Source organism: Synechococcus sp. RSCCF101, from assembly GCF_008807075.1.
In the GTDB taxonomy this organism is placed as follows: Bacteria; Cyanobacteriota; Cyanobacteriia; order PCC-6307; family Cyanobiaceae; genus RSCCF101.
This window is the reverse complement of record NZ_CP035632.1, coordinates 1,259,371-1,284,972: the sequence shown is the minus strand read 5'-3', so window position 1 is coordinate 1,284,972 and position 25,602 is coordinate 1,259,371. Positions and strand designations below refer to the sequence as shown.

The following is a 25,602-nucleotide window of genomic DNA, read 5'->3' as shown; positions in this document are numbered from 1 at the left end:
GGCCTGATCGCGGCGGGGGCCTGCCGGCGCGAGCGACCTCCGCTTCAGGCCGCGGTGGCGGCCACGGTCCAGCCCAGACGATCCGCCTCGCGGCGGGCCAGGGCGGGCACGTCCCTGGCGATGAACAGCTTGTGCAGGATCTGCACGCCGAGCAGGTGGTTGATCACCGCATCCATCTGCACCCGATCCGCGTCGCTGGTGTCCGGATTCTCGTGGCGGGCGAAGAGCTGGCGCACCCCCTCGCTGCTGAGCAGTCCGGCGGACTCGATCGCCTCCTCGCTCAGATGCTCATCGGCCAGGTCGAGCATGCGGCGCCACTTGCTGGCGTCCGTGTGGGCCGGGGGAGCCATGAAGGCGAATTTCTCGCGCTTGTAGAGCACCTCGGGCAGCAGGCCCTTCATCGCCTCACGCAGCACGTATTTCTCGGTCCGCCCCTTGATGCGCAGCTCCGGCGGCACCTGCACGGCCACCTCCGCCAGGTGGTGGTCGAGGAAGGCGGGCCGGGCCTCCATCGAGTTGGCCATGTCGACCCGATCCCCGCCCCAGGTGAGGATCTGGCCCTCGAGCATCGTCTTGATCCAGACGTACTGGGCCTTGTCGAGGGCGTGGCGACCCTCCAGCTGATCGCGGTCGAGCGTGGCGGCGATCGCCTGGCCAGGGCTGTAGTCCCGCAGCTGCTCGCGCAGCTCGGGATGCAGCAGGGGCAGCACCAGCGGAGCGCAGGCGAGCCAGGGTTGCAGGCAGCTGGGGGTGAAGCCCACCACCGCATCGAGCGCGGGGTCCTCCACGGCATCGGCCGCCAGCATGGCCCCCTTGACCAGGGCGTTGCTGCGCTGCAGCAACTCCTGCCATTCGGCCCGCTCCGCCGGCGGCAGGTCGTCCAGCCCGTGCAGGAACATGTCGCGGCGGAAGGCCGGATAGCCCCCGAAGAGCTCATCGGAGCCCTCGCCGGTCATCACCACCTTGTAGTCCACCTCGTTGACCCGGTGGCTCATCAGGTACTTGGCCACTGCCAGCGTGTTGTAGATCGTGCGCTCGGTGTGCCAGAGGGTGGTCTCCAGGTGGCCGTAGAGCTCCTCGGCCGAGAGGGTGATCACGTCCTGGTCGGCGCCGCAGGAGTCGGCCATCTCCCGGGCGATCGGGGTCTCGTCGTAGCGGGCGTCGTCGAAGCCGATGGTGAAGGCCTTCACCGGAGACTGACTGATCGCCCCGGCCAGGCCGAGGATCGAGCAGGAATCGATGCCGCCGGAGAGGTAGCAGCCCACCGGTACATCGGCGACCATCCGCACCTCCACTGCCTCGAGCAGAGCGCGGCGCACCGCGTCGATGTGCGCGTCCTCGTCCAGATCGGTGCGCCGCTCCCCGAGCCGCGGGAAGCCCACATCCCAGTAGCGCTCCTCCTCAATCTGGAGCCTGCCGCCCTCCAGGCGGCGGATGCGCACCAGGTGACCCGGCTTGACCTGATGGATGCCCTCGAAGGCGGTGGTGCCCGGCACCATCGTCTGCATCAGCTGGTGGTACAGCCCCTCGGGGCTGAAGCGCCGCTGCACCGAGGGGTGGGCGAACATCACCTTCAGCTCGGAGCCGAAGACGATGCCTTCCTCGGTCTCGCACCAGTACTGGGGTTTGATGCCGAACCGGTCCCGCACCAGGGTCAAACTGTCCTCGTCGCGGTCGTAGAGGGCGAAGGCGAACTCGCCCCGGAGCAGGGGCAGGCTGGCCGCCAGTCCCTGCTGCTGATAGAGCCGCAGCAGGATCTCCGAATCGCTCTTGCTGGTGAAGCGCACCCCGCGGGCGATCAGATCGGCCCGGATCCGCTGGAAGTCATAGAACTCGCCGTTGTGGGCCATGAGAACCCGGCCGTCCTCGGAGCGGAACGGCTGGCGGGCCCGCTGTTCGTTGAGGTCGATGATCGAGAGGCGGGCGTGGCAGAAGCCCACCCCGAGACCCTCCGGTGTGGCGATGCCGAAGCCGTCCGGGCCGCGGTGAACCTGAATCGCGGCCATGTTCACCAGCAACTGGGGATCGACAGCACGATCCGCGTGACGATGAAGGATGCCGCCGATGCCGCACATGAGGGGAGATCGCTGAGGGAGGAAGAAATGGAGCTGCGGCGCAAGGCTGGCTGCCCCGGCCGGGTGAACAGGCGGGTCGGGCTGACCCGCGTCTGGCGTCAGATCACATCCATGACGCGATCCATGCGCTCCACCAGACAGGTGAGCAGCGCCATGCGGATGAACACCGCCCCGCGCGCCTGGGCGAAGTACCAGTTGTGCGATGTCGCGTCGAGACAGGTGCTCAGCTCGGGGCCGCGCGCCAGGGGGTGCAGCACGATCGCCTCCTCCTTCAGCGGCAGATCGGCGCTGAGCCGGAAGCTGGTGCCGAGCCGCTCGAAGCTGTCCTCGACCCAGGCGATGGCGTTGATGTACACCACATCGAGCTCCGGCAGCTGGCCGTGCAGGTCGGTGGCGATGCTGATGCGCAGGCCCACCTCCTGCAGCTCCTCGAGCTGACCGGGCGAAAACACCTCCTCCTCACTGAGGGAGGGATCGTGGAAGATCACGATCTCGCTGGAGATGGTGGGGAACTGGGCCAGGGTGCGCAGCAGGCTGCGGACGGTGCGCATGCGACTGGGAACGCCGACGATCCCGATCCGAACCCGCTGATCGGCCGGTACCTCGGAGGCGATCAGCTCCGGCCGCCATTTGAAGATCGTGTAGAGATCGGCCATGGCCTGGGTGGGATGTTCATCCACACCGTTGCCGGCATTGATGATAGGAATCCGCAGCGTCTTCGCCATGGTGTAGACCGATTCGGCATGCGAATCGCGCAGCACCACACAGTCGCCGTAGTTGTTGAACATCTCCGCCACATCCTCCAGGGATTCCCCCTTGGCCATGCCGGTGCTGGCCCGATCGGTGATGGTGATGATCGATCCGCCGAGCCGGTGCCAGGCGCTGGCGAAGGAGAGGCGGGTTCGCGTGCTCGGTTCGTAGAAGGCGTTGATCAGAACCTTGTGGTTGAGCGGCGAATTGATGTTGATGTAGCGTTTCGGATTGCTCTCGAACTTGGCCGCCAGCCGGAAGACCTGCAGCAGCAGTTCGGCGTCGAACTGGCTGGAGGAGATGATGTGTTCCGTGGCCAGGGGCTGCAGCGCATCGCCGTTCTCGTTGATGGTGCGCAGCAGGGCCTGGGGGTGGGCGTTGCCGTAGACGTCGGGGCTCTGACGCTTGAAGTGGGTGGTGGGTTCAAGCTCCTGCCGGCGGATCTGAAGTGCCTTCACGCTGTCTGCTGCCGCACGACTTCTCACATCCATAGAGAAGAACGCCCCGGGCGGCAACCGGATCGCAGCGGTTGTTCGCCAATGGACGCAGGGTCTGCCTGGATCGGACCCGGCCGATCGGGCCGCCCTACCAGACCTTGCCGTTCCGCCATTCGTGCAGCCAGATCAGCACGATCGTGAGGGTGGCGGCGGCGAGCCCCAGCAGGCTGCCCTGAACTATCAGCCGGTAGACCCCTTCCGAGGCCAGCCACACCGGCGCCGCGGGCTCCGGCGAGGACTGGGCGATCAGCAGGGGCTCGCTGCCGGCCCGGCCGGCCAGCCAGGGCGTGAGAGCAGCCAGGCCCGAGGTCAGGAGCACGGCCCCGGTGCGGAGCAGGCGTGGGGTTCCGGAGGTCTTCATCCCTCGGCCAGCTCCCGCCAGTTGAACGCTTCAGGGGCCAGCTGGGTCCAGGCGGCCATCACCACGGCCGACACCGCCGCCGAGAGCAGGGCCGCGCAGTAGGGAGCGATCAGGAAGTACGCCGCCAGCCCCACCGCCGAGCCACTGGCCATGGCGGCGAGGGCGCCCCAGCGGTTGGCGGAGCGCCAGTAGAGGCCATAGGCGATGGGCCAGATGGTGGAGGCCACCAGGGCGCCGGTGAACAGGAGCAGCTGGTACATGGAGGTGACATACCGCCACGACAGCAGCATCGTCACCACACCGAGCAGCACCACGAAGCCACGGGCGGCCCGCTTGACCCGGGCGTCATCCGCACCGGGATGGAGCATCTTCACGTACACATCCTCGGCCAGCAGGTCGGCCGTGGAGGCCAGCAGGGAATCGAGGGTGGAGGTGAGCGAGGCGAAGATCAGCACGAAGACCATCATCGCCCCGCCGCTGCCCAGCAGCCTGGCGGTGACGATGGGAAAGACCATGTTCACCTGGGGGACGTCAAAGTCCTGGGCCAGGGCCATCAGGGCCACGGCGCCGGTCACGATGGGAACGGTGAACCAGGCCAGACCGCCGAAGATGAAGGAGCGGAACACCACCGATTCCCGGCTGGCGAAGACGCGCGACCACCAGATGTTGTTGTGAAACACCTCGCCCATGCTGAAGAGGCCGGTGTTCCAGGCGAACAGCAGACCGGCCGGCAGCAGCAGGTTGAGATGACCGGGGTGATTGACGCTCAGGCGGCTGTAGATCGCCTCCACCCCGAAGCGGTTGTAGCCGAGCACGGCCACGACGATCAGCACCACCATGATCAGGAGCGACTGGATGAAGTCCGTGCCGATCACGGCCCGCATGCCCCCGAAGAGGGTGTAGATCGTTGACACGCCGATCACCGCCACCATGCCGAGCCGGTAATCGAATCCCGACAGGGATTCGAGCAGCAGTCCGGCTCCCATGCCCTGGGTGATCAGGAATCCGGCCGTGTAGATCAGGGTGATGATCAGAAACAGCACCCACACGGCCCGTCCGTAGCGCAGCCGCACAAAGTCACCGCTGGTGCGTGCCGATGGCATCAGGCGCTTGATCCGGATGGCCAGCGGGGCGAACAGCAGCAGGCCGAGGCCGGCCAGGGCGTAGCCGAACATTCCCCAGAGGCCGAGGGTGTAGCCCACCTCCGGTGCGGCGAGTGTGGTGTTGCCCGTCACCCAGCTGGCCATCAGGGTGGCGGTGCTGAGGGCGAGGCCGATGTTGCGTCCGGCCAGCAGGTAATCGTCGGTCGTGCCGGAGCCCCGCCGGCCCCACCAGACCCCGAGCGCGATCCAGAGCACCGAGAAGCTGATCAGCAGGAACCAGGCGATTCCAGGGGCCAGGAAGGGAGCGTCGGTCGTCATCAGCGGCCCGCCCGATGGGCCCCATCCCGCCCCGTGGCGGGGGTGGGGTCATAGGGGTCGCGGCCGCGCCAGTGGTTGTGTCCCCGCAGGATCATGATCAGCGTGGAGAGGGTCACGATGCCTCCGAGCACGAACAGGAGGATGGCACGCTGAAACTCATCCACGGCGGACGGGGGCAACAAAGAAAAACCCCCGGAGATGCCGGGGGTTGTGCTGAACAACAGCAGGTGAATTGGTGGCGGGGGGGAGATTTGAACTCCCGACCTTCGGGTTATGAGCCCGACGAGCTACCAGACTGCTCTACCCCGCGTCGATGTGTTGAATCATACAGGCCGGGGGTGGTGCCTCCCGCCGGCGCAGGCCGGCTGAGGGGGCATCGACTGCCCCTCAGGCTCCCTGGTCGGCGAAGCGCAGCTGGCCCTGCACATCCAGCTCCAGGCCGTTCTCCAGGCGCATGAACGCCTCGTCCAGCTCCTGCAGCCCCATGGGAGTGAGCCATTCCAGCTGGTGCAGCAGATGGAGGGCAACGGCCTGCTTGGCCCGCCTGGCGCCGTCCTCCACCTTGATCGCGATGCCCAGGCCCTCGCCGAGGCGGCTGAGGCACTGCACCCCCTCGGCGCCGCCCTTGCTCAGCACCTGCTGGTGGCTGCGGCGCATGAGCTCGGTGTCGAAGCGTCCGTCTCCGGCCACCAGGTCGGGGTGGGCCAGCATCGCCCTGCAGAGGCGCTCGAGCTCACTCTGCTCGGAGGCTCCGAGGTGGGCGAACAGCAGGGCCATCTGGGCCAGCTGCAGCCGCAGCGTCGGTGCGCCGCAGTCGTCGCGGGCGGTGAGCAGTTCGGCGGGGGGCAGGCCGAGCAGCTCACCCACCCGGCGCACCACCTCGACCTGCAGAGGGTGATCGTCCTGCAGGTAGCTCGCCTCGGGCCAGCCCATCTGGCGGCAGGTCAGCAGGAAGCCCGCATGCTTGCCGGAGCAGTTGTGCTCCAGGGCGCTGCGCGCACCGGCCGGCACCGGGCACTGCAGCATGCTGCTGGGCAGATCGGCATTCCAGAGCAGGCGGAAGGCCTCCCGGGCCTGCCTGGGCTCGCCGGCGTGGGAGGCGCAGGCGATGGCCAGGCCACGATCGCCGGCATCGAAGCGGTCGGCGGCGCCACTGCTCAGGAAGGGCATCGCCTGAAACGGTTTCAGGGCCGAGCGGATGAAGCTCTCGTAGTGGGGATCTCCCGCCCGCATCAGGATGCGGCCGCGCCGGTCGCAGACCACGGCATGCACCCGATGGCGCGACTCCAGGATGCCGCTGCGCCTGAGGTGAACCTCCAGCGGTGGGATGGCGGTGATGGAACCGCTGCTGCGCAGTCCGGAGGGCAGGCTCATGGGTGCGGGTGGGGTCCGGTGAGCCTGGCAGAGCCTCCGGGCCGGGCGTCGGCGGTCAGAGGGCCTGGCAGAGGGTGGCTCCCGACAGGAGCAGAGCGGCGAGGATGCCCATACCGCTCTGAAGCCGCATCAGCACGGGCCGCACCTGGTGGCGGGCCACCAGCAGATCCTGCTGCCGCCAGGCCAGGGGCTTCTCCCAGACCTGCCCGTCGTACCAGCCCGATTCCTCGTAGGCCACCCGCTCGCTGATCAGGCGGCGCTGCACGTAGGTCCAGCCCAGCCACTGGCGCACCAGCAGCAGCAGGGGCAGCGCCAGGGCCGCCACGGCCCCGGCGATCACCAGCCGGGGCAGGTTGTGGCGCAGGGGCACGCTGCCGCTGGCGATCAGCAGGGTCAGGGGCAGCAGCAGCACCCAGCTGGTGACCAGAGCCGTGCGCAGCCGGCCGGCTCCGTCGCTGGGCCAGCGGAAGAACCAGGACCGCTCCAGCTGGCGGTATTCCTCGAGCGGGCGTTGCTCGTGCGGAACGGGGCAGGTGTCGTCCTGCTGGCTGACCTCAGCCATGGAGTGCGGAATGGATGAGGCGGCCTTCAGCCGGCTGCGGACTCGACGGAGCCTAGGAAGGGGCGTCGGGTGCCGTGCGCCCAGAAGGATTCCAGGTCGTAGTAGCGCCGTTCGGCCGGCGTGAGGATGTGCACGATCAGCTCGCCGTAGTCGAGCAGCACCCAGGTCCCCTCCCGGATCCCCTCCTTCCGCAGCGGCTGGCGCCCGATGGTTTCGAGGCGGTCCTCGACCGAGGCGGCGATGGCCCGCACCTGCACATCGGAGAGGCCGCCGGCGATCACGAACCAGTCGGCCAGGGACGAGACGTCCTCCACCTGGATCAACTGAATGTCCACCGCCTTGCGGTCGTCGCAGGCCTCGGCGGCCAGCAGGGCCAGCTGTTCACTATCCATAGACGTTCTCGCTGGTGACCGACTGGCGGCTGCCCTGCTGCTGGGCCATTTCGGCCCGGGCGCGGCTGGCGCTCTTGCGCAGAGCCTCGAGCCGGTTCTCGTAGAAAGAGCGCTTCTTCTTCTTGCGGGTGCGCTCGACCAGGTCCTTGAGGGCTCCGCCGAGGCTGCGGTAGGCGTTCGGGAGGCTGTAGCCGAAGCGGCCGGCCAGGTCGATGGCGCGCTCGTCGGCGGCGATCGCATCGGCGAGGCGCTTCTCGGAGTTGTTCTTCAGATAGAGGCGATAGCCGGAGAAGCCCGAGAGGCCGAGGGCGAGCACCAGCAGGAGGCCGTCCTGAACCCAGAGCTCACCGATGGCACCGCCGAGGCCGATGGCCAGGGCGGCCATCTCCCAGCCGTCCCGGGGAACGGTGTCGTTCTGGATGCGGCCCACCTCGTGCCAGAAGAGAAGGTTGCGATGGTCGATCGCCAGCTGGTCCCACGGGTCGAGATCCACCTGGATCTCCACCTCATCGCGACCGATCTCCTCAATGCTGATCAGGGGCGGGTCGGCAGCGGCGGCGGCTTCCACGAACACCCAGCTCTGCATCTCCGGGGGTAGCAGCCCCTTGAGGCGCTGGAGCTCGCTCATCGACGGATTCGGTGCGCGGGAACAGGCCTACGCTAGCGATCGGCTGCAGGCCGTTCGGAGAGAACGACTCCGAAGCGCGTGAGAGGGTAAGCAGGACTCACCGCCGCCGTCCGGTCATGCCACGCCGCACCGATCTGCGCCGCATCCTGCTGCTCGGGTCCGGACCGATCGTGATCGGGCAGGCCTGCGAGTTCGACTACTCCGGCACCCAGGCCTGCAAGGCCCTCCGGGCCGAGGGGTTCGAGGTGGTGCTGGTGAACTCCAACCCGGCGTCGATCATGACGGACCCGGCCCTGGCGGATCGCACCTACATCGAGCCGCTCACGCCCGAGGTGGTGCGGCGGGTGATCGAGGCGGAGAAGCCCGACGCCCTCCTGCCCACCATGGGCGGTCAGACGGCGCTCAACCTGGCGGTGGCCCTCGCTGAGGACGGCACCCTCGAGCGGCACGGCGTCGAGCTGATCGGCGCCAATCTCGAGGCGATCCGCAAGGCGGAGGACCGGCTGCTGTTCAAGCAGGCGATGGAGCGCATCGGGGTGAAGGTGTGCCCCTCCGGCATCGCCTCGACCCTGGAGGAGGCGGAGGCGGTGGGGGCGGCCATCGGCAGCTTCCCTCGCATCATCCGCCCGGCCTTCACGCTCGGTGGCTCCGGCGGCGGCATCGCCTACAACCCGGAGGAATTCTTCGCGATCTGCAAGAGCGGCCTCGAGGCCAGCCCCGTCTCCCAGATCCTGATCGAGCAGTCGCTGCTGGGCTGGAAGGAATTCGAGCTGGAGGTGATGCGCGACACCGCGGACAACGTGGTGATCATCTGCAGCATCGAGAACGTGGACCCGATGGGGGTTCACACCGGCGATTCGATCACGGTCGCCCCGGCCCAGACCCTCACCGACCGCGAGTACCAGCGCCTGCGCGATCAGGCCATCGCGATCATGCGCGAGATCGGCGTCGACACCGGCGGCAGCAACGTGCAGTTCGCCATCAATCCCGCCGACGGCGAGGTGGTGGTGATCGAGATGAATCCCCGCGTGAGCCGCAGCTCCGCCCTGGCGAGCAAGGCCACCGGGTTCCCGATCGCCAAGATCGCCGCCCGCCTGGCCGTGGGCTACACGCTCGACGAGATCATCAACGACATCACCGGCAAGACGCCGGCCTGCTTCGAGCCGACCATCGATTACGTGGTCACGAAGATCCCCCGCTTCGCCTTCGAGAAGTTCCGCGGCAGCCCGCCGCTGCTCACCACCTCGATGAAGTCGGTGGGCGAGGCCATGGCCATCGGCCGCAACTTCGAGGAGTCCTTCCAGAAAGCGGTGCGCTCGCTGGAGACGGGGCATGCCGGCTGGGGCTGCGACCGCCCGGAGCCCGACTGGCCGGCTCCCGAGCTGGAACGCCGGCTGCGCACCCCCTCGCCCGATCGTCTGTTCGCGGTGCGGGCCGCGCTCTGCCTCGGCCGCAGCGACGAGGAGATCCATGAGCTGAGCGCCATCGATCCCTGGTTCATCGCCAAGTGGCGCCGGATGATCGAGAGCGAGCGCCGCCTGCTGCAGGGCAGAGCGCTCGAGGAGCTGGATGGATCGGCTCTCCTGGCTCTCAAACGGCTCGGCTACAGCGATCGCCAGATCGCCTGGGCCACCGGCAGCAGTGAACTCGAGGTGCGCCGGCACCGGCTCGATCTGGGCATCCGGCCCGTCTACAAGACAGTCGACACCTGCGCGGCCGAATTCGCCTCCAGCACGCCCTATCACTACTCCTCCTACGAGCGCCCGGTGGAGCGGCTCGATGCGGAGGGCGGCCTCACGCTGGAGACCGCCGGTGCCGACGAGGTGGCCCCCGAGACGCGCCGCAAGGTGATGATCCTCGGCGGCGGGCCCAATCGCATCGGTCAGGGCATCGAATTCGACTACTGCTGCTGCCACGCCTCCTTCTCGCTGCGCGATGCCGGCTTCGCCACGGTGATGGTGAACAGCAATCCGGAGACGGTCTCCACCGACTACGACACCAGCGATCGCCTCTACTTCGAGCCTCTGACGCTGGAGGACGTGATCAATGTGATCGAGGCCGAGCGCCCCGAGGGCGTGATCGTGCAGTTCGGAGGGCAGACGCCGCTCAAGCTGGCGATTCCGCTGCTGCGCTGGCTGGCGGGGCCCGAGGGCCTGGCCACCGGCACCCGCATCTGGGGCACCTCGCCGGAGTCGATCGACCGGGCCGAGGACCGGGAGCAGTTCGAGGCGATCCTGCGCCAGCTCGACATCCGCCAGCCACGCAACGGCCTGGCCCGGAGCGAGGAGGATGCCCGCCGGGTGGCGGCCTCGGCCGGCTATCCGGTGGTGGTGCGGCCCAGCTACGTGCTCGGCGGCCGGGCGATGGAGGTGGTGTACGACGAAGCCGAACTCAACCGCTACATGCGGGAGGCGGTTCAGGTGGAGCCGGATCATCCCGTGCTCATCGATCACTACCTCGAGAACGCGATCGAGGTGGACGTGGATGCCCTCTGCGACAGCACCGAGCAGGTGATCATCGGCGGGCTGATGGAGCACATCGAGCCCGCCGGCATTCACTCGGGCGACTCCGCCTGCTGCCTGCCCTCGGTGTCGCTCAGCGACTCGGCTCTGGCCACCATCCGCGAGTGGTCGGCGGCCCTGGCGGTGAGCCTGCAGGTGCGCGGCCTGATGAATCTGCAGTTCGCCGTGCAGAACGACGTGGTGTACATCATCGAGGCCAATCCCCGTGCCTCGCGCACCGTGCCCTTCGTCTCCAAGGCCACGGGGGTGCCCCTGGCCCGTCTGGCCAGCCTGGTCATGGCCGGCCGCACCCTCAGGGAGCTGGGCCTGACGGCCGAACCCCGGCCACCGCTGCAGGCGGTGAAGGAGGCCGTGCTGCCCTTCAAGCGCTTCCCGGGCTGCGACTCGGTGCTCGGCCCGGAGATGCGCTCCACCGGCGAGGTGATGGGCTCCGCGGCCGCCTTCGGCATGGCCTATGCCAAGGCCGCCCAGGGGGCCGGTGAGGCCCTGCCGGTGGAGGGTCGCGTGTTTCTCTCCACCCACGACCGGGACAAGCCGGCGCTGGTGCCCGTGGCCGCCCGCCTGGTGGATCTCGGCTTCTCCCTGGTCGCCACCAGTGGCACGGCCCAGTCGCTGGCCGATGCGGGCCTGCCCGTGGAGCCGGTGCTCAAGGTGCATGAGGGGCGCCCCAACATCGAGGACGCGATCCGCTCCGGCCGCATCCAGCTGGTGATCAACACCCCGATCGGCCGCCAGGCCGCCCACGACGACCGCTATCTGCGGCGGGCCGCGCTCGACTACGCCGTGCCCACCGTCACCACCCTGGCGGGCGCCCGCTCTGCGGTGGCCGGCATCGAGGCACTGCAGACCCAGCCGCTCTCGATCGCCGCCCTGCAGGATCTGCACGACCAGGCCGCTCCCCATCTCGCCTGAGGCCATGCGTCAGCGTCCCCGCGCCTGCGCTGGGTAGGGTCATGGACCCGACGCTGCGTGCCCATGACCACCACTGCCAGCCCTGCAGGGGAACGGACCGAGCCGACCGCCGTCGTTCCGGGAAGCGACGTGCGGGAGCTGTTCCGTGCCGCCTATGAGAACCGCTACACCTGGGCACCCGGCTTCCAGGGGTATGCCGGCACGTGCCAGTGGCAGCAGGGTGAGCGCAGCGTGGAGGGTCGTTTCCGTGTGGGCGCCGACCTCAAGGGTGTGGTGGAGGGTGTTGATGATGCCGAGGTGAGCAAGGCGATCGGTTCCCAGCTCTGGGAGGTGTGCATCCACCGCGTGCGCCGCCCCTTCGATCAGGTGCACGGCGAGAACGGCTTCACTGCGGGCGATCGCACCGATGAGGGCCTGGAGGTGCTGATCTCCGGCAAGGGTGAGGGCGACCGCTACCGCATCCGCGACAACGTGGTGACGATGGTGCACCGCCACATTCACGGCACCGTGGTGACCATCCACACCGGCTCGATCACCGACACCGGCTCCGGCTACCTCAGCCGCACCTACACCAGCCGTTACGCCGACCCGGCCAGCGGCGCACCCCGCGGTGGCCAGAGTGCCTTCACTGACACGTTCGTGCAGCTGCCCGGTTCCGATGTGTGGGTGCTAGCCGAACGTCGGATCGACACGGACGCCCACAACGATCAGCCGGCCGCCAGTCAGACCTTCCGCTTCAGCGACCTGCAGGCCCTCTGAGCGTTGCCGGCCCGGTTCAGGTGTGACACCATCCGCCAAATTATGACTGAACCGCGGTGATCACGGCCCCTGCCGGCGGACCTCCGGCTCTCCTCCCCCTTCTGGCTCAGGCCCCAACGGGCGTGGAGGACCTGATCAGCGCCATCAACGGGCCGATCAACAGCTTCGCCTGGGGCTGGCCCACCGTGATCCTGATCGCCGGCACGGGGCTCGTGCTGATGGTGGGCCTGGGCTTCATGCCCCTGCTTCGCCTTCCCTACGGCGTGCGGATGATGCTCGGCCATGCCGGCAGTTCCAGGGACGGGGAGATCACCCCCTTCCAGGCCCTGATGACCTCCCTCTCGGCCACGATCGGCACCGGCAACATCGCCGGAGTGGCCAGTGCCATCGCGGTGGGGGGCCCCGGGGCGGTGTTCTGGATGTGGCTGATCGCCGTCTTCGGCATCGCCACCAAATACGCGGAGGCGGTGCTGGCGGTTCGCTTCCGGGAGGTCGATTCCCTCGGCAACCACGTGGGCGGGCCGATGTACTACATCCGCAATGGCCTCGGGCCCCGCTGGGCCTGGCTCGGCGCGCTCTTCGCCCTGTTCGGCATGCTGGCCGGCTTCGGCATCGGCAACGGGGTTCAGTGCTTTGAGGTCTCCAGTGCCCTGGCCGATGCCGGAATCCCCAGGCTGGTGACCGGCGTGGTGCTGGGGGCGCTGGTGTTCAGCGTGATCATCGGCGGTATCCACCGCATCGCCCAGGCCGCCTCGGCCGTGGTGCCGGCTATGTCGATTCTTTATGTGGTCGCCTGCCTGGTGATCATCATCAGCAATCTGCCCGAGGTACCCGGCGCCTTCGCCACCATCTTCTCCAACGCCTTCACCGGCAAGGCCGCCGCGGGCGGCACCCTGGCCCAGGTGATCCTGATGGGCTTCAAGCGCGGCATCTTCTCGAACGAGGCCGGTCTCGGCAGCGCCCCCATCGCCCATGCCGCCGCCAGCACCCGCGATCCGGTCCGCCAGGGCACCGTGGCCATGCTCGGCACCTTCATCGACACTCTGGTCATCTGCACGATGACGGCCCTGGTGATCATCACCACCGGCGTGTACGGCTCGGGTGAATCGGGCGCCAACCTGTCCATCGATGCCTTCAACACCGGCCTGGCCGGCACGGGTTGGGTGGTGACGGCCGGCCTTGTGGTGTTCGCCTTCACCACCGTGCTGGGCTGGAGCTTCTACGGGGAGCGCTGCACCGAGTACCTGTTCGGCGTGCGGGCGATCCTGCCCTTCCGCCTGGTCTGGGTGGCGGTGGTGGTGATCGGCTCGGTGGCGGGCGATCGCGGCGCGGTCTGGGCCGTGGCCGACACCCTCAACGGCCTGATGGCGCTGCCCAACCTGATCGCCCTGCTGCTGCTCTCAGGAACTGTGTTCAACCTGACCCGATCGTATCGGTTTATGTCGGATTAGAACCCAGTGGCTTCAATCGTGTATGGGAAACGACCTGCGATTGTCTCCCGCTGCGACATATGGAACCACTTTGGTGTTATGTCTTCCATTCCTTGATGGGCGATGTCAATCCACCCAGGATGGCTAGCGTAGGACGGTTTATAGCTCAGCTCAGTGACCGAAGCAGCCAGGGCCGACGACAGCCAAGGCCTTAGAAGCTGGTGGCGGGATCCGCTGGGGCAGTTTCGACGCGTCAATGAAGAGAATATTGACCTTCTTGCTGAATTCTTTCAGCACCCCTTCTTTCAGTCGGTCATTGATTCTGACTGGAGTCGATACCAAATTGGTCCGATCATCACAGCCTCGATCGTCATCAACCTGCTCGAACTAGCAAGTCCGCTGTATATCAATCTCGTCTACACGCAGGTTCTGCCAACCGGATCTCTCCCCAGTCTGGCTGTTCTGACGTTGTTGGTGCTGCTGCTGCTGCTGCTGTCGGGGGTGATGAAGATCTTTCGCCTGTCGTTAACCGGTAACGACAGCGCCCATATCGAGCATACGCGCCGCATGAACGCGCTGAGCCACTTCACTCAACTGCGTTTGAGTGAGTATCTCAGAGCGTCTCCATCAACCCACGCTGATCGGCTCAGCACGATCAGCATTCTTCGCGATGAAAGCTCCATTCAGGCCTTGACGACATCGATTGATCTTGTCTTTTCCCTGTTTTTCGTCCTGGTGCTTTTTCTTATTGGTGGCACCATCGGTTTCATCGGTTTGATCGCAATCGCTGTTTATCTGCTGAGGGCTCTCTCGTTTGCTCGACAGCTTGAGAGCGCAGCCAAGCAACGAGATCTTCTCGAGCAGGATCGGCTTGGTTATCACGGACAAATCGTCCGAGCAATCAGCCAGATCAAATCCAACGGACTTGGGCGAAAGTTTCTGGTTGGCAATGAGGAGCGTCAGGAAGACCTGTCTCGGGTTCGCATCCGCAGCAACACGATTGCAGCCAAGTATCAGTCGTTTTCGTCTTTGATGAGCCAGATCACCTTGGCTGCCACCGTGACCTGGGGAGGCATTCTCGTCATCAATGACAGGCTGCTTGTTGGGGCCTTGGCGGCATGCCTTCTCCTGGCGGGGAAGGTGCTGTCGCCATGGCAGCAAGCCATGTCCCTTTGGAATAGTTACCGCCGCTTCACCCATTCTCGCTCAGAGTACGAGCACCTCATGAATACTCCCACGGAAGATGAGGGCGGCTCCATCAAGTTTGAGATTGGGGATGTGTTCGCTGTGTCGATGGGATCGCGCCAGATCGCAACTGTTCCAACGGGAGGATGTCTTCTTCTGCGCGACAGCAATTATGGGACGGACGTTCGGCACCTCTTCATGGGGCTTCTCCAGATCGAGACTGTCGATGACCTTCAGATCGGAGGGCGTCCGATCCATGAGTTCAATCGCTACTCACTTCGTCAGAGCATTGCCTACGCCGATCCCTCGCTTGACTTTTTCGAGGGGTCTCTTCTCCAGAACATCACCAGCTTTCAGCCAGCTGTTTACCGACGCCACGCACTCTTCTGGTCGTTTCTCACAGGCCTCGATAGCAAAGTGAGGTCACTTCCTCAAGGCTACGCAACGACAATGGGCTCGAGCGTCCCGAGTGGTCTGTCTTCGGACGTGGAAGGTCTGTTTCAGATCATCCGTGCTCTGACCACGGGCCCTGATGTTCTTCTCCTGAACCTTTACAACAGCTCATTCGGTAAGGAATTCATTGTCGGGCTGGAAAAGATCCTCAAACGTTGTCGAGGGCGAACGACTGTTCTCCTCGCTGGCTCCGGCAATGTTCTGAGCAAGTTGTCTGACCACAGCGCCGACCTGCCCCTTCTTGACCAGGCTCTTTCACCTTTCGCATGACCAGTACTGCTGACCGCCCTGCGCCCGCTGAGAGGCCGCCCAGCCAGATGCTCCTCAGGGATCTCACGCTCAGTCCTCAGGCGCCCATGGCGTTCTGTGTGCGTCTTCTCCTGCAGCAGTTGATGTGGACGGGGCGACCGGAAGAGCTCTACGAGCTGATTCGGCGAGACCCCAGGGAGATGGATCTGGTTGATGCACGCAATTTATTACTTCGACTCGGATACAGCAGCCGTTTGGAGAGGGTTGAGTCATGGTCCCAGATCAGCCCACAGCTCCTACCGGGCCTTTATGTGAGTCCTGATAACACACCCTACGTGGTGTCTCAGGCCCGCAACGGCCAGCTTTATGCAGCCAATGCCTACGGTCGTGCCGATCTTGAAGCTGTTCAAGCCGGTGGGGAACTGGCTCTGCTGCAGGAGCGAGCCACCACGGAGCGGATCTCACTGCTGCAGCAGCTCTTCTATCGCTTCACAAAGCGAATTCGTCTGCTGTATTTCACCAGCTTTGTTCTCGCACTCCTGGCCTTAACTCTCCCGTTTTACCTGCGGGCCATCTACAGCATCTCCATACCCGGTTCCAGCGTCTCGTCCGCCCTGTGGCTCTTCCTGGGCGTGATGGTTCTCTTTGCGCTCGACTGGTCGCTGAGGATGTGGCGCGCCGGTGAACTCTCGAAAATCACCGGTCGGCTTGAAGCGATCATCGGTGTCAGCATTCTTGAGAAGCTGTTCGGCCTCGATTACAAGCAGGTCGAAATTCTCGGCCGCTCGGGCCTGAACAATCGTCTCCGAAACCTTGACAGTCTTCTGGCTTATGTGCAGGGGCCGTTGGCACTGGCATGCCTGGACTTCCCATTTGTCATCATCTACCTCCTGGCCATCGCTTTCATTGGTGGCTGGCTGGTGCTGGTACCACTCGTGATGATGCTGGTCAGTGCTGTGGTTGTGCTGACGCTTGCTCGCCTGTACACCGGTGCGGCCCAGCTCCAGATCACCACAGGATCAACCATTCTGCAAACACAGGAAGAGCTGGCCAATCGCTTCATCGAGGTGAAACTGGCCAATCTCGAATGGGTGTGGTTGCAACGTCTGCGAGGACTCTCGGCCCAGAGCACCAGCAGTGGGCGTGACATCAACCGACAGGTTGGGCAGCTTCAGATCATTGCCAGCATGTCCGCTCAGTTGGCTGGAGTTCTGACGTTGTCCTTCGGTGCGTGGGTCGCCTTCCAGCAGCCATCAGGCCCTGTGGCTCTGGGCAATCTGATTGCTGCCATGTTCTTTGTTTGGCGTGTCTTCAGCCCGTTCCAACAACTGATGAATGCACTGCTCCGCTACAGCTCGATGCGGAATCAGTACCAACAGCTCAGTCAGTATTTCAAGCTTCGCACACCGCCCCGCGTTGATTCGGGAACAGCTCTGGGCCGGTTCCGCGGCAGCATCATCCTTGATTCAGCGGCCTGCCGACTGGGCGCCGAGAATCAATTGGCCATCACTCGAGTGAGCCTGTCCGTCAATCCAGGCTCCATGCTTGCCCTCACTGGAGCCAGTGGCTCCGGCAAGACCACGACCCTACGAGTCATCGACCAGGTCAACAGCCTCGCCAGTGGCAGCTTGTTTTTTGATGGCATTGATTATCGCCAGTTCAGCCTTGAGGACATTCAGAGAAACATCTCTCTGTTGCTCAAGGATCCGCAGCTCTTCCCTGGCACGATCTGGAGCCACCTCACGATGGTCAACCCTGATGCCACCGAAAGCATGGTTCGGGAGGTCTGCACTCGCCTCGGCATCATGCAGATCATCGACCGCCTTCCTGAAGGAATCCATACGCCGCTTGAGAGTGGCACTGTCTATTTTCTTCCCAATGGTGTCCGCAAGCTAATCTCCTTTGCCCAAGCCGTGATCAAAGATGCCCCGATCCTCCTGATCGATGACATCACACGAGGCCTCACACCGGCACAGTTTCAGTCTGTGATTGCTTACCTGCCTGATCTTCGCCGTTGTATTGGAAGTGGCCAGGATCGATCCATCATCCTTGCCACTGACAACATGGCCCTGCTTCAGATGTGTGATCAGATCTGCATCCTCGACAAGGGTGTCACAGCCTTCATGGGTACCCCTGATGAGCTCAAACAGAAGATGCAGAATCGACCTACCGCGCCAAGCCGCTAGTTGATTGCATCCGGCATTTTCCTTGCACCATCCCTCCACCTCCTCAGACCTGATCTGTCTCACGACCCACGCCTGCGATGACCGACTCTTCCCCTCCAGCTCCTCTCCGAAGTCAGACTCCCTGGCTCTTCCCATCTCGGAGGGTGTTCTCTCCAAGCTTCCCGGGATTGACAACAGGGACACCATCGCACTGGTTGGTCGACAGCGCCTCAGTCAGGCGCTGGAGCTTGAGGAGCAAACCGATAATCGCTTCTTGCGTTACAGCGTCTATGCAGCCGGTGCCGCCCTCCTGATCTTCCTTCCCTGGGCCGCGTTGACCCCGATCACGCAAGTGGCCTACGCCTCAGGTGAGGTGATCCCCGAGGGGGAAGTGTCCGTTGTTCAGCACCTTGAGGGTGGCATCGTTGATGAGGTGCTGGTTCAGGATGGTGAAACAGTCGTTGAAGGCCAGGAGCTCCTCCTCCTTAGGCCCAACCTCCTCGAGACCGAATATCGGGCCATGCAGCAGAAGCTCGCCAACCTCACCCTTCAGCAGCGGCAGCTTCAGGCCGCGATTGATGGCGAAACTGCCTTTGAAGCGGGTGACGATGACCCTGTGGCCCAAGCTCAGTTGGAACTTCTGGCTGTCCGACAGCAAAACCGGCGCGACCGGATTTCCTCGCTAGAAGCACAGATTGCGCAGAAAGAGGCTGAAATTCGTGGGATCGATGATCAAATTCGACAGTTCCGCTACGAGCAACAGCTTTACCGCCAGGAAAAGGGTATGTACAAGGATCTTGTTGACCAGGGAGCTGCCTCTGAGCTCAATCTCCTCGATGCTGAGCAGAATGTTGCCTCGTCCCTCACGAAGATGGCTGAGCTTCAAGGGACCCGTGCTGAAGCCGTCAAATTGCTTCAGGAGGCTAGAGCCGAGCTGCAGGGCCTGAAATCGGGCCTTCAGTTTGAGCAGACCTCAGAGAAAGCAGCCCTCATCAACGAGCAGGAGGTTCTTGCCGACGATATCAATCGTGTCGAGATCCAGCTGGAGCGAACACGGATCAAGGCCCCGGTTACGGGTGTGATCAATGACCTCCGCTTTCCCAATCCTGACTCCGTGGTCGCACCGGGCGCCACTGTCCTTCAGGTGGTCCCGAATGACACCACCAAAGTGGTCCAGGCCCGTGTTCGCGCGACCGATATCGGCTTCATTTACGAGGGTCAGCCCGTTGAAGTGAAGGTGGAACCGTATGACTCCAACATCTACGGCACGGTCTGGGGAACCGTTGAGAGCATTTCTCCATCCACAGTGCAAGACCCTGACACAAGAGCCTATTTCTACACAACCCAGATCGCTCTGAACTGCCAAGCTGTGTCCAGAGACAACAGCAAAACCAGCTGCGGTGAGAAAGGCGCGTTGCCGATTCAGGTCGGCATGCCTGTTGTTGCCGACTTCCAGGGACCGAAACGCTCCGTGCTCCGCTACCTGTTCCAGCCCTTCACCCGCACGCTCGATTCGGCCTTTCGTGAGCAGCGCTGAGCATTCCCTCAGTGAGCTCTCAGCTAGCACAACTCCAGTCATGGCCTGGCTTTTGCCATGGCGCCGTCCCCCTGGCTCCCAGCAGCGTCATGGCGCCCTGCCTCTTCAGGCGTCCATGCCGGGCAGGGCAAGTAGGTTTGGATCAGTGGTGACTCCGTCACGTCTGACGCACGTCCCACGCATCCCATGGAACCAACCCCTCCTGAGAACGGGCCGACCCTCTTCTCCGACATCGGTCAGCTGGTCGACAGCCTGTCCAAGTTGGAGGCTCCGAGTGTGGATATCGGTCCAACGTCCATTGATGGGCTGGCGCAGTCGTTCATGAGCTCCGTCGAGCAGCTGGAGCCTTCCGACGCCCCTCTGCGCCTCGAGATTGCCTACGAACTTGACCAGGCCATCAGCGATTTCATTGATACACACGGACTCTCCCCTGAGGAGCATGCCCAGCTCCAGAACGACGTTCTCGGCTCCATCCGACACAGTCTTGAGCATCGCGGCATTCTTGAAGCCGCCGAGGCCGATGATCCCAGCGGCGGTGCTGATGACGGCCTGAGTGTGCTTTTGGGCCTCGAGCAGCTCTCCGGTGCCGATGATCCTCTGACCACCCAGTCTGATCCATTGGCCTTTGAGCCCCTTGACGACGCCCCTGGCTTCCCTGAGGTTTGATCCCCCTCCTTCAGATGGCCTAAGAGGCTGCTGAAATTGCAGCCGAGACAGGAGCTGGTCCTGCTGTTTCCCACCTCGGTGCTTCTGGCAGCGATTCCCGAGTCGCCGGAGTGACGGCTTTGATGCAGCCGCCAGCCGGCACTATGTCGGAGAAGGCTCTTATTTGCATCGGACCACCCGGTTGCCTGCGTTTCATGCCATGGCCTCCCGTGAGCTGAGCAGGTTGGCCAGTCGGATCAGGTTGTAGGCCGCCACATGCAGCCGGAATACTGCCCCGACCCTGGATCGCCCTCTGGCCTTGAGCTGCCGCAGCCCCGCAGCCTGTTTGATCCAGCCAAACACCTGCTCGATCCGCTTCCTGGCCTTGATCGATTGGCCGTAGCCGGCATGGCGGACGGTTCGCCCGTCGATTGCGGAGCGGCGACGCGGGCCGCTGTTCTGGGCGACATGCGGCGTGACGCCGGCAAAGCGAACACCTGCCACGAAATCCCTGGTGTCATAACCCTTGTCCGCGGCGAGAGTCTTCTGGTGAGTACCCGGCAGAGCCTGTGCCATCCGCAGCGCAGCGGTTCGTTCCCCATGGCCATCCGCCCGGGTCACTTCACTGGCGACCACCAGGCCATGGCGGTTCTCCATCAGGCAATGACCCAGATAGCTGAGAAACGCTCCAGTGCCGCTGGATTTGCGGAACAGCCGCGCATCGGCGTCACTGCCGGATCGATGGGTCCGGTTGGAGAGCAGCAGCCCCCTGAAATCACCTCTGGTCCGTTTGCGGCCTTTCGCGGGAGCCCCACCAAATCCATGGCCACCACTGGGCGGTGGTGGACCGTCACCGTCATCCACTCCGTCCAGACGCTCGAGAGAGCTGTGGGATGCCCAGGCCCGCAGCAGGGTGCCATCGACCGAGAAGTGCTCGGAACTCAGCAGCGGCTTGACCTCGGGCGAGGCCAGCAGCAGCTCAAGGAACCGGGCCATGAGGTCCTCATTGAGCAACCGATCCCGGTTCTTGGTGAAGGTGGTCGGATGCCAGACGGGATCGTCGGGGTTGAGGCCGACGAACCAGCGGAACAGCAGGTTGTAGTCCAGCTGCTCGATCAGCATCCGCTCCGAGCGGATGCCATAGATCGCCTGCAACGGTGACTTTCAGGAAAGTTGTCACTCCTGGGCTGCTCTTCAGGCGGCCTGACCCAATGGTATGGCCAGTGCCCTCTGCGGCTCTTCTGGTGGCTTGTTGATCCACACCACCGCTGGCTGACGCCAGCAGCGGGTGGATCGGCTCCATCGACGCGGGTGCTTCTGCCGGGCCTTCTCGTAGACATCGGCACGACGCCGGCAGAGTTCGGCCGCATCCCCGCTGTGGCGCTGGTCCGGCGTCACGAACTTGATGCCGCTGTGGCGGTGCTGGTGGTTGTACCAATCCACGAACGACGCCACCCACTCGCAGGCCTCTGCCTTGCTGGTGAATGGCCTTTTCGGGTAGTCAGGACGGTATTTGACGGTTCGGAACAGGGATTCCGAGTAGGGATTGTCGTTCGACACCCGGGGCCGGGAGAACGAACGCAGCACCCCCAGCTCTTCCAACCGGGCCTCGAGGGTGGCGGCCCGCATGGCGTTGCCGTTGTCGGCGTGGAGAACCAGCGGTTGGCGGCAGCCTCTGCTGATCCGCTCCCGCAGACAGGCCCGACCCACCAGGTCAGCGGCGATCTGCGCGTCTTCTCGTTCGGCGACATCCCAGGCCACCACCTTGCGGCTCCAGACGTCGATCACCAGATAGAGGTACAGCCACACACCCCGCACCGTGGTGGGCAGATAGGTGATGTCCCACGACCACACAGCATTGGGGCGATCCGCTCGCAGCCGTGGCACAGGCCGTGGCTCCTGTGGTGGTCGTGCACGGCCCCGGCGATGGGCCTGACCATGCGCGTGCAGCACCCGGTACAAGCTGGACTCGGAGCCGATGAACAGGTCCTGATCGGCCAGTGCGGGCACGATCTGTCCCGGCGGCAGCGAGGCGTACTCCGGTTGGTTGCAGGTGAGCAGGATCCGCTGGCGTTCTTCCTCGCTCAGGCGGTGGGCGACATGGCGAGGGCTGCCTCTACGGCGGTCTTCTCCGTCCCCATCACCCAGAAAGGCCTTCCGCCAGCGCTTGAGGGTGCGCAGGGAAATGCCGATCTCCCCGCAGGCAGCGCTGAGGGTGGCTCCGCTGGCCTTGGCCTCACCGATCAACGCGATCGCCTTTTGCCGATGCGCGGCACTCGTCAGCCTTCCGCGTCCTCCGAGCAGAAGGCCTCCCACTTTTTTCGCAGCACCAGCAGTGCTGCTGCCTCCGCCAGGGCCTTCTCCTTGCGCTGCAGCTCCTTCTTGAGGGCCTTGATCTCTCGCTGGTCCCGGGCGCGGAGCCTCTCCAGATCCTTCTGCTCGGCCCTCGTCAGCACTGGCGCGGCGTTGGCATCGGTGGCGGCCTGACGCCAGCGGCTCACCTGCTCAGGGAACAGCCCCCGCTCACGGCAGTAGGCACCGAGCTCGGTGTCGTTGAGGCCAGCGGTCTCCAGCACCACCGTGAACTTGTCGGCAGCGCTCCAGCCTTCTGGCTCCCTCTCGGATGCGGGCACCACCTCTCCCTGCAGACGCCAGGCCTTTCTCCAGTTGTAGAGGGTCACCACGTGGATGCCCAGCTCCTCGGAAATCCGAGCCACGCTCTGTCGCTCGGGCGGGCTCATTCGTCTCTTGACATCAGCCTTGACGGCCTCGCTGTAACGACGCATTGAACTGCTCCATCAAGCCCCCGGGTGTGCGATTGAGAGGGGTGACAACTTTCCTGAAAGCGGGGGCAACAACAGGGCCAGCAGCAGCTGTTCCGGTGGGATGGAGGGACGACCACCCTCGGGATAGAGCCTGCAGAAGGTGGGATTCAGTCGGTCAAGGGCGTGATCCGCAAGACGCCGCACCTGCCTCAGGGGATGGGCCTTGGGAATCCGATCCTCGGTGGAGACATAGGAGAACAGGGGACCGGTCCGCTCCTGCTGTCCGCGCATTCGCCTGGTGCCGTTGGCTCATTCTCCCGCAGCTGACAGGGTTTTTCAGCAGCCTCCTAACTCCGTCACACGAAGCCATCAGGCCTGCATGGGGCTACCCTGAGCTGGCTGAGTTGCCGCGTCATGTTCCGTCTGCGTCTTCGCTCCGACCATGCTCAGATCGAGCTGATCGCGAACGGCACATCACGACAGCTGCCCTTTCAGGTCGTTGGCCCGGTGACCGAGGCTTGTTTCATCGAAGAGTTGTTGGAGCAGGAGTTTGGTTCCCTCAACCTCAATCCAGCTGATCTCTTCCGCTTTCTCAGCGACGATCCCTTCGTTCAGGAGAAGTTCAAGGGGCCTGATCTGATTGAGGGAGATCTCCAAAGCCATGCCAACTCCACCGAAACCGAGCTTCCGTTCTCACGCCAGGCTCTGGGAAGCAAGTTGGTCAACGTTGGTGCCATCGATAGTGCTCAACTGGACGATCTCCTTGAGCAGTACAGACCTTTTTCGGCCACGCAACGCTTCGGGGAGTTCTTGCGACTCAACATGGAAGTTCCTCCTGCGCTGCTTGATCTGCTTCTGAACCCAGACCACTTTGACTCCAAATCCTTTTCCTCTCTCCGCCTGGGAGAGAAGCTGGTCGAGGTGGGAATGATTACTCCTGAGCAACTGCAGCAGGCCCTCAAGGAGCAGAGGCAGACGTCTGGTCGTCTGGGAGAGTGCCTTGTCAGGATCGGAGCCATCAGCGAGAAGACCGCCGACTTCTTTTCCACAGCCCGTCTCTCCGAGGAAGGCGACCTCACTTACGCGGCTGTCTGAGGGGCTCGGGGCCACAAGGCCTCTGCCATTTTCACCGTAGCCACCATGGCTCCAACGTCATGGACGCGCACAATGTCAGCGCCCTCAGCCACGGCGAGGCATACGGCGGCCGCCGTGCCCCAGATTCGCGCTTTTGGCCGGGGTTGATTGAGCACGTCTCCGATGAACCGCTTGCGCGACGGTCCAACCAAGAGTGGAAATCCCTCCCGTTTCAGTGTGGAGAGATGGCGCATCAGGGCAAGCGACTGGTCTGTCGTTTTGGCGAAGCCGATACCGGGATCCCAGATGATCTGATTCTGTTTCACCCCCGCTTTGATCACTCGTTCGGTGGCAAAAAGCAATTCCTCGTGAACCTCCCGAACCACGTCGGTGTAGTGGGCATGCTGATTCATCACGCTGCTGGGTGCTCTGTGGTGCATCAGGACATAGGGGCATCCATTCGTCCGCACGCAATCCAGAATGGCGGGGTCACGCTTTCCCCCCGTGACGTCGTTGATCCAATCGGCCCCGACGTCAAGCGCTGCCTCGGCCACCGCCGCATGGAAGGTGTCGACCGAGAGAATGGCCTCGGGAAAGCGCGTCCGCACGGCCCGAAGCGCCGGCAACAGCCTGGTGGCCTCCTCCGCGGCTGTGACCTCCACGGCTCCCGGTCGGGTGCTCTGGCCACCGAGGTCCAGAACCGCCGCCCCCTGCTGCAACTGGCGGCCTGCGGTGCGGCAGGCATCGGCGATGCTCGCCAGCGCTCCGCCATCACTGAAGGAGTCGGGAGTGAGATTCATCACACCCATCACATGGGTGCAGGCTCCCCAGCGCAGCGTGCGCATCGGCGTGGTGTCAGCCCTCCCCGTACCGGGCGATGCGGGCAAAGCTCTCGGGTTGCAAAGATGCCCCTCCCACCAGCACACCGTTGATTTCCGGCTGCTGCATGATCTCGTCGATGTTGGAGGGCTTCACCGACCCTCCGTATTGGATGAGGAGATTGTCCTCACAGCTCCAGCGCCGGATCAGGCCACAGACCCGATTGGCCTCCTCGGACGCGCACGTCTTGCCGGTGCCGATGGCCCAGATCGGTTCGTAGGCCACCACCAGTTTCTTGAGGTCCAGCCCATCGAGGCCCTGATCCACCTGCCTCCGGATCACACGCTCGGTGTCGCCGGCCTCCCGCTGGCTGTCGCTTTCACCAACGCAGACGATCGGAATCAGCCCTGCCTGCTGCGCTGCCCGGGCGCGGCGGTTGATCTGCTCGTCGCCTTCACTGAAGTACTTGCGAGGCTCACTGTGGCCCACGATGGCGTAGCGGACGCCGTGTTCCAGCAGCATCGGAGCCGCGATCTCGGCTGTGTAGGCACCGTCATGCTCCCAGTGCACGTTCTGACTGGAGAGATCCACAGGGCTGCCGCTCAGGGCCTGGGCCACCGCCTCCATGGCGGTGAAGGGGGGGCCAGCACCACGTGGCGATCCGCAGGGAGGTCACCAAGCAGGGGCAGAAACGCTTGCACGTAGGACCTGGCTTCAGCACAGGTCATGTGCATCTTCCAGTTTCCCGCGATCACGGTCTGCGCCACGACGCTCCATCCACTCCCAGCCGCCAACTTACGGGGTGACCGGACCGGCGCCGCCCCCGTTGTCGACCGGCACGATCACCCGCTCCCCATGGCACTCAACAGCATCGCCCGGGTTGAGTTCGCGGCCCCGCCGCGTTTCCACGCTGCCGTTCACGCGCACCTCCCCAGCCTGGACTGAGCGTTTCGCCTGTCCGCCGGTCAGTGCGAGCCCCCGCCACTTGAGGAACTGATCAAGCTTCACGTCGCTCCGAACTCCATGG

At 64.4% G+C, this 25,602-nt stretch carries 20 protein-coding genes, 1 tRNA gene and 3 pseudogenes; 8 read left to right on the top strand and 16 right to left on the bottom strand.

All coding sequences use genetic code 11. The annotated features are described in order from the left end of the window. Positions 1-44: 44 nt before the first annotated feature. The 10 genes from asnB to EVJ50_RS06160 all read right to left on the bottom strand — a co-directional run bounded on the left by asnB (position 45) and on the right by EVJ50_RS06160 (position 8,060). Positions 45-2,075: an asparagine synthase (glutamine-hydrolyzing) gene (gene asnB / locus EVJ50_RS06200; RefSeq protein ID WP_150882992.1), complete on the bottom strand. Its 2,031-nt coding sequence runs from the start codon at positions 2,073-2,075 to the stop codon at positions 45-47. Positions 2,076-2,173: 98 nt separating this feature from the next. Then, complete coding sequence (locus EVJ50_RS06195) at positions 2,174-3,283, bottom strand: aspartate carbamoyltransferase (protein ID WP_370455615.1); 1,110 nt, start codon at positions 3,281-3,283, stop codon at positions 2,174-2,176. Positions 3,284-3,410: 127 nt separating this feature from the next. After that, positions 3,411-3,683 (bottom strand): hypothetical protein, encoded by a 273-nt coding sequence (locus EVJ50_RS06190; protein ID WP_150882988.1) that lies wholly within the window; start codon positions 3,681-3,683, stop codon positions 3,411-3,413. Next, complete coding sequence (locus EVJ50_RS06185; RefSeq protein ID WP_150882986.1) at positions 3,680-5,104, bottom strand: urea transporter; 1,425 nt, start codon at positions 5,102-5,104, stop codon at positions 3,680-3,682. Before EVJ50_RS06185 ends, EVJ50_RS06190 begins: the two co-directional genes overlap by 4 nt. Further along, positions 5,104-5,268 carry a hypothetical protein gene (locus EVJ50_RS14555; RefSeq protein ID WP_191964888.1) on the bottom strand — a complete coding sequence of 55 codons (165 nt, stop codon included), beginning with the start codon at positions 5,266-5,268 and terminating at the stop codon, positions 5,104-5,106. The genes EVJ50_RS06185 and EVJ50_RS14555 overlap by 1 nt, the downstream gene beginning before the upstream one ends. Positions 5,269-5,337: 69 nt before the next feature. Next, positions 5,338-5,414: transfer RNA gene (locus EVJ50_RS06180), tRNA-Met, on the bottom strand. A 77-nt stretch (positions 5,415-5,491) separates the two neighbouring features. Continuing rightward, positions 5,492-6,478, bottom strand: a complete 987-nt coding sequence (locus EVJ50_RS06175; protein WP_150882984.1) for an asparaginase — start codon at positions 6,476-6,478, stop codon at positions 5,492-5,494. A gap of 55 nt (positions 6,479-6,533) precedes the next feature. Beyond that, a complete protein-coding gene (locus tag EVJ50_RS06170; protein ID WP_150882982.1) occupies positions 6,534-7,040 on the bottom strand; it encodes a CGLD27 family protein in 507 nt (168 codons plus the stop codon). 26 nt (positions 7,041-7,066) lie between these two features. Next, entirely contained in the window at positions 7,067-7,432 is a 366-nt protein-coding gene (gene rsfS, locus EVJ50_RS06165; RefSeq protein ID WP_150882981.1) for a ribosome silencing factor, read from the bottom strand. Next, a complete protein-coding gene (locus tag EVJ50_RS06160) occupies positions 7,425-8,060 on the bottom strand; it encodes a DUF3318 domain-containing protein (protein ID WP_150882979.1) in 636 nt (211 codons plus the stop codon). Before EVJ50_RS06160 ends, rsfS begins: the two co-directional genes overlap by 8 nt. Before the next feature lie 116 nt (positions 8,061-8,176). Here EVJ50_RS06160 and carB point away from each other — a divergent pair, with 116 nt between their 5' ends. From carB to EVJ50_RS06125, 7 genes are all read left to right on the top strand, one after another. Then, complete coding sequence (gene carB / locus EVJ50_RS06155; RefSeq protein ID WP_150882977.1) at positions 8,177-11,494, top strand: carbamoyl-phosphate synthase large subunit; 3,318 nt, start codon at positions 8,177-8,179, stop codon at positions 11,492-11,494. A 63-nt stretch (positions 11,495-11,557) separates the two neighbouring features. Further along, positions 11,558-12,253, top strand: a complete 696-nt coding sequence (locus EVJ50_RS06150) for a DUF3386 domain-containing protein (RefSeq protein WP_150882975.1) — start codon at positions 11,558-11,560, stop codon at positions 12,251-12,253. A 122-nt stretch (positions 12,254-12,375) separates the two neighbouring features. Further along, positions 12,376-13,704 carry a sodium:alanine symporter family protein gene (locus tag EVJ50_RS06145; protein ID WP_191964914.1) on the top strand — a complete coding sequence of 443 codons (1,329 nt, stop codon included), beginning with the start codon at positions 12,376-12,378 and terminating at the stop codon, positions 13,702-13,704. Positions 13,705-13,857: 153 nt separating this feature from the next. Next, positions 13,858-15,591: an ABC transporter transmembrane domain-containing protein gene (locus EVJ50_RS06140; RefSeq protein ID WP_150882973.1), complete on the top strand. Its 1,734-nt coding sequence runs from the start codon at positions 13,858-13,860 to the stop codon at positions 15,589-15,591. An 86-nt stretch (positions 15,592-15,677) separates the two neighbouring features. After that, entirely contained in the window at positions 15,678-17,756 is a 2,079-nt protein-coding gene (locus tag EVJ50_RS06135; RefSeq protein ID WP_225323115.1) for an ATP-binding cassette domain-containing protein, read from the top strand. Between the two features lie 22 nt (positions 17,757-17,778). Beyond that, positions 17,779-19,272 carry an HlyD family type I secretion periplasmic adaptor subunit gene (locus EVJ50_RS06130; protein ID WP_225323114.1) on the top strand — a complete coding sequence of 498 codons (1,494 nt, stop codon included), beginning with the start codon at positions 17,779-17,781 and terminating at the stop codon, positions 19,270-19,272. A gap of 186 nt (positions 19,273-19,458) precedes the next feature. After that, entirely contained in the window at positions 19,459-19,938 is a 480-nt protein-coding gene (locus EVJ50_RS06125) for a hypothetical protein (protein ID WP_150882971.1), read from the top strand. A 192-nt stretch (positions 19,939-20,130) separates the two neighbouring features. On the opposite strand, the pseudogene EVJ50_RS06120 reads toward EVJ50_RS06125, so the two are convergent. The 3 genes and pseudogenes from EVJ50_RS06120 to EVJ50_RS06105 form a co-directional block, all read right to left on the bottom strand. Then, positions 20,131-21,078, bottom strand: a pseudogene (locus EVJ50_RS06120) (IS5 family transposase); the annotation flags it as partial. Positions 21,079-21,111: 33 nt separating this feature from the next. Continuing rightward, positions 21,112-22,703 (bottom strand): IS3 family transposase gene (locus tag EVJ50_RS06115; protein ID WP_370455477.1). Its coding sequence is split into 2 segments (ribosomal slippage): positions 21,112-22,230 and positions 22,233-22,703, totalling 1,590 coding nucleotides; the frame shifts between segments, so codons are not numbered across the junction. A gap of 51 nt (positions 22,704-22,754) precedes the next feature. Beyond that, a pseudogene (locus EVJ50_RS06105) lies at positions 22,755-22,973 on the bottom strand (IS5/IS1182 family transposase); the annotation flags it as partial. A 123-nt stretch (positions 22,974-23,096) separates the two neighbouring features. Between EVJ50_RS06105 and EVJ50_RS06100 the strand changes: the two are divergent. Continuing rightward, positions 23,097-23,777 (top strand): hypothetical protein, encoded by a 681-nt coding sequence (locus EVJ50_RS06100; protein ID WP_150882967.1) that lies wholly within the window; start codon positions 23,097-23,099, stop codon positions 23,775-23,777. On the opposite strand, the gene folP is transcribed toward EVJ50_RS06100, so the two are convergent. The 3 genes and pseudogenes from folP to EVJ50_RS06085 form a co-directional block, all read right to left on the bottom strand. Then, positions 23,762-24,601 carry a dihydropteroate synthase gene (folP, locus tag EVJ50_RS06095; RefSeq protein WP_225323113.1) on the bottom strand — a complete coding sequence of 280 codons (840 nt, stop codon included), beginning with the start codon at positions 24,599-24,601 and terminating at the stop codon, positions 23,762-23,764. The two genes, EVJ50_RS06100 and folP, sit on opposite strands and share 16 nt — an antisense overlap. A gap of 10 nt (positions 24,602-24,611) precedes the next feature. Further along, a pseudogene (gene tpiA, locus EVJ50_RS06090) lies at positions 24,612-25,342 on the bottom strand (triose-phosphate isomerase). A gap of 28 nt (positions 25,343-25,370) precedes the next feature. Beyond that, on the bottom strand, positions 25,371-25,583 hold the full coding sequence (locus tag EVJ50_RS06085) for an RNA-binding S4 domain-containing protein (RefSeq protein ID WP_150882965.1): 213 nt from the start codon (positions 25,581-25,583) through the stop codon (positions 25,371-25,373). Between the last annotated feature and the right edge of the window lie 19 nt (positions 25,584-25,602).

What these genes read in the sequence shown, in the direction of transcription:
- EVJ50_RS06185 (WP_150882986.1), bottom strand. Translation starts at nt 5,104, where the DNA reads ATGACGACCGACGCTCCCTTCCTGGCCCCTGGAATCGCCTGGTTCCTG.
- folP (WP_225323113.1), bottom strand. Translation starts at nt 24,601, where the DNA reads ATGCGCACGCTGCGCTGGGGAGCCTGCACCCATGTGATGGGTGTGATG.
- EVJ50_RS06175 (WP_150882984.1), bottom strand. Translation starts at nt 6,478, where the DNA reads ATGAGCCTGCCCTCCGGACTGCGCAGCAGCGGTTCCATCACCGCCATC.
- carB (WP_150882977.1), top strand. Translation starts at nt 8,177, where the DNA reads ATGCCACGCCGCACCGATCTGCGCCGCATCCTGCTGCTCGGGTCCGGA.
- EVJ50_RS06170 (WP_150882982.1), bottom strand. Translation starts at nt 7,040, where the DNA reads ATGGCTGAGGTCAGCCAGCAGGACGACACCTGCCCCGTTCCGCACGAG.
- EVJ50_RS06160 (WP_150882979.1), bottom strand. Translation starts at nt 8,060, where the DNA reads ATGAGCGAGCTCCAGCGCCTCAAGGGGCTGCTACCCCCGGAGATGCAG.
- EVJ50_RS06135 (WP_225323115.1), top strand. Translation starts at nt 15,678, where the DNA reads ATGGCGTTCTGTGTGCGTCTTCTCCTGCAGCAGTTGATGTGGACGGGG.
- EVJ50_RS06125 (WP_150882971.1), top strand. Translation starts at nt 19,459, where the DNA reads ATGGAACCAACCCCTCCTGAGAACGGGCCGACCCTCTTCTCCGACATC.
- asnB (WP_150882992.1), bottom strand. Translation starts at nt 2,075, where the DNA reads ATGTGCGGCATCGGCGGCATCCTTCATCGTCACGCGGATCGTGCTGTC.
- EVJ50_RS06190 (WP_150882988.1), bottom strand. Translation starts at nt 3,683, where the DNA reads ATGAAGACCTCCGGAACCCCACGCCTGCTCCGCACCGGGGCCGTGCTC.
- rsfS (WP_150882981.1), bottom strand. Translation starts at nt 7,432, where the DNA reads ATGGATAGTGAACAGCTGGCCCTGCTGGCCGCCGAGGCCTGCGACGAC.
- EVJ50_RS06100 (WP_150882967.1), top strand. Translation starts at nt 23,097, where the DNA reads ATGTTCCGTCTGCGTCTTCGCTCCGACCATGCTCAGATCGAGCTGATC.
- EVJ50_RS06150 (WP_150882975.1), top strand. Translation starts at nt 11,558, where the DNA reads ATGACCACCACTGCCAGCCCTGCAGGGGAACGGACCGAGCCGACCGCC.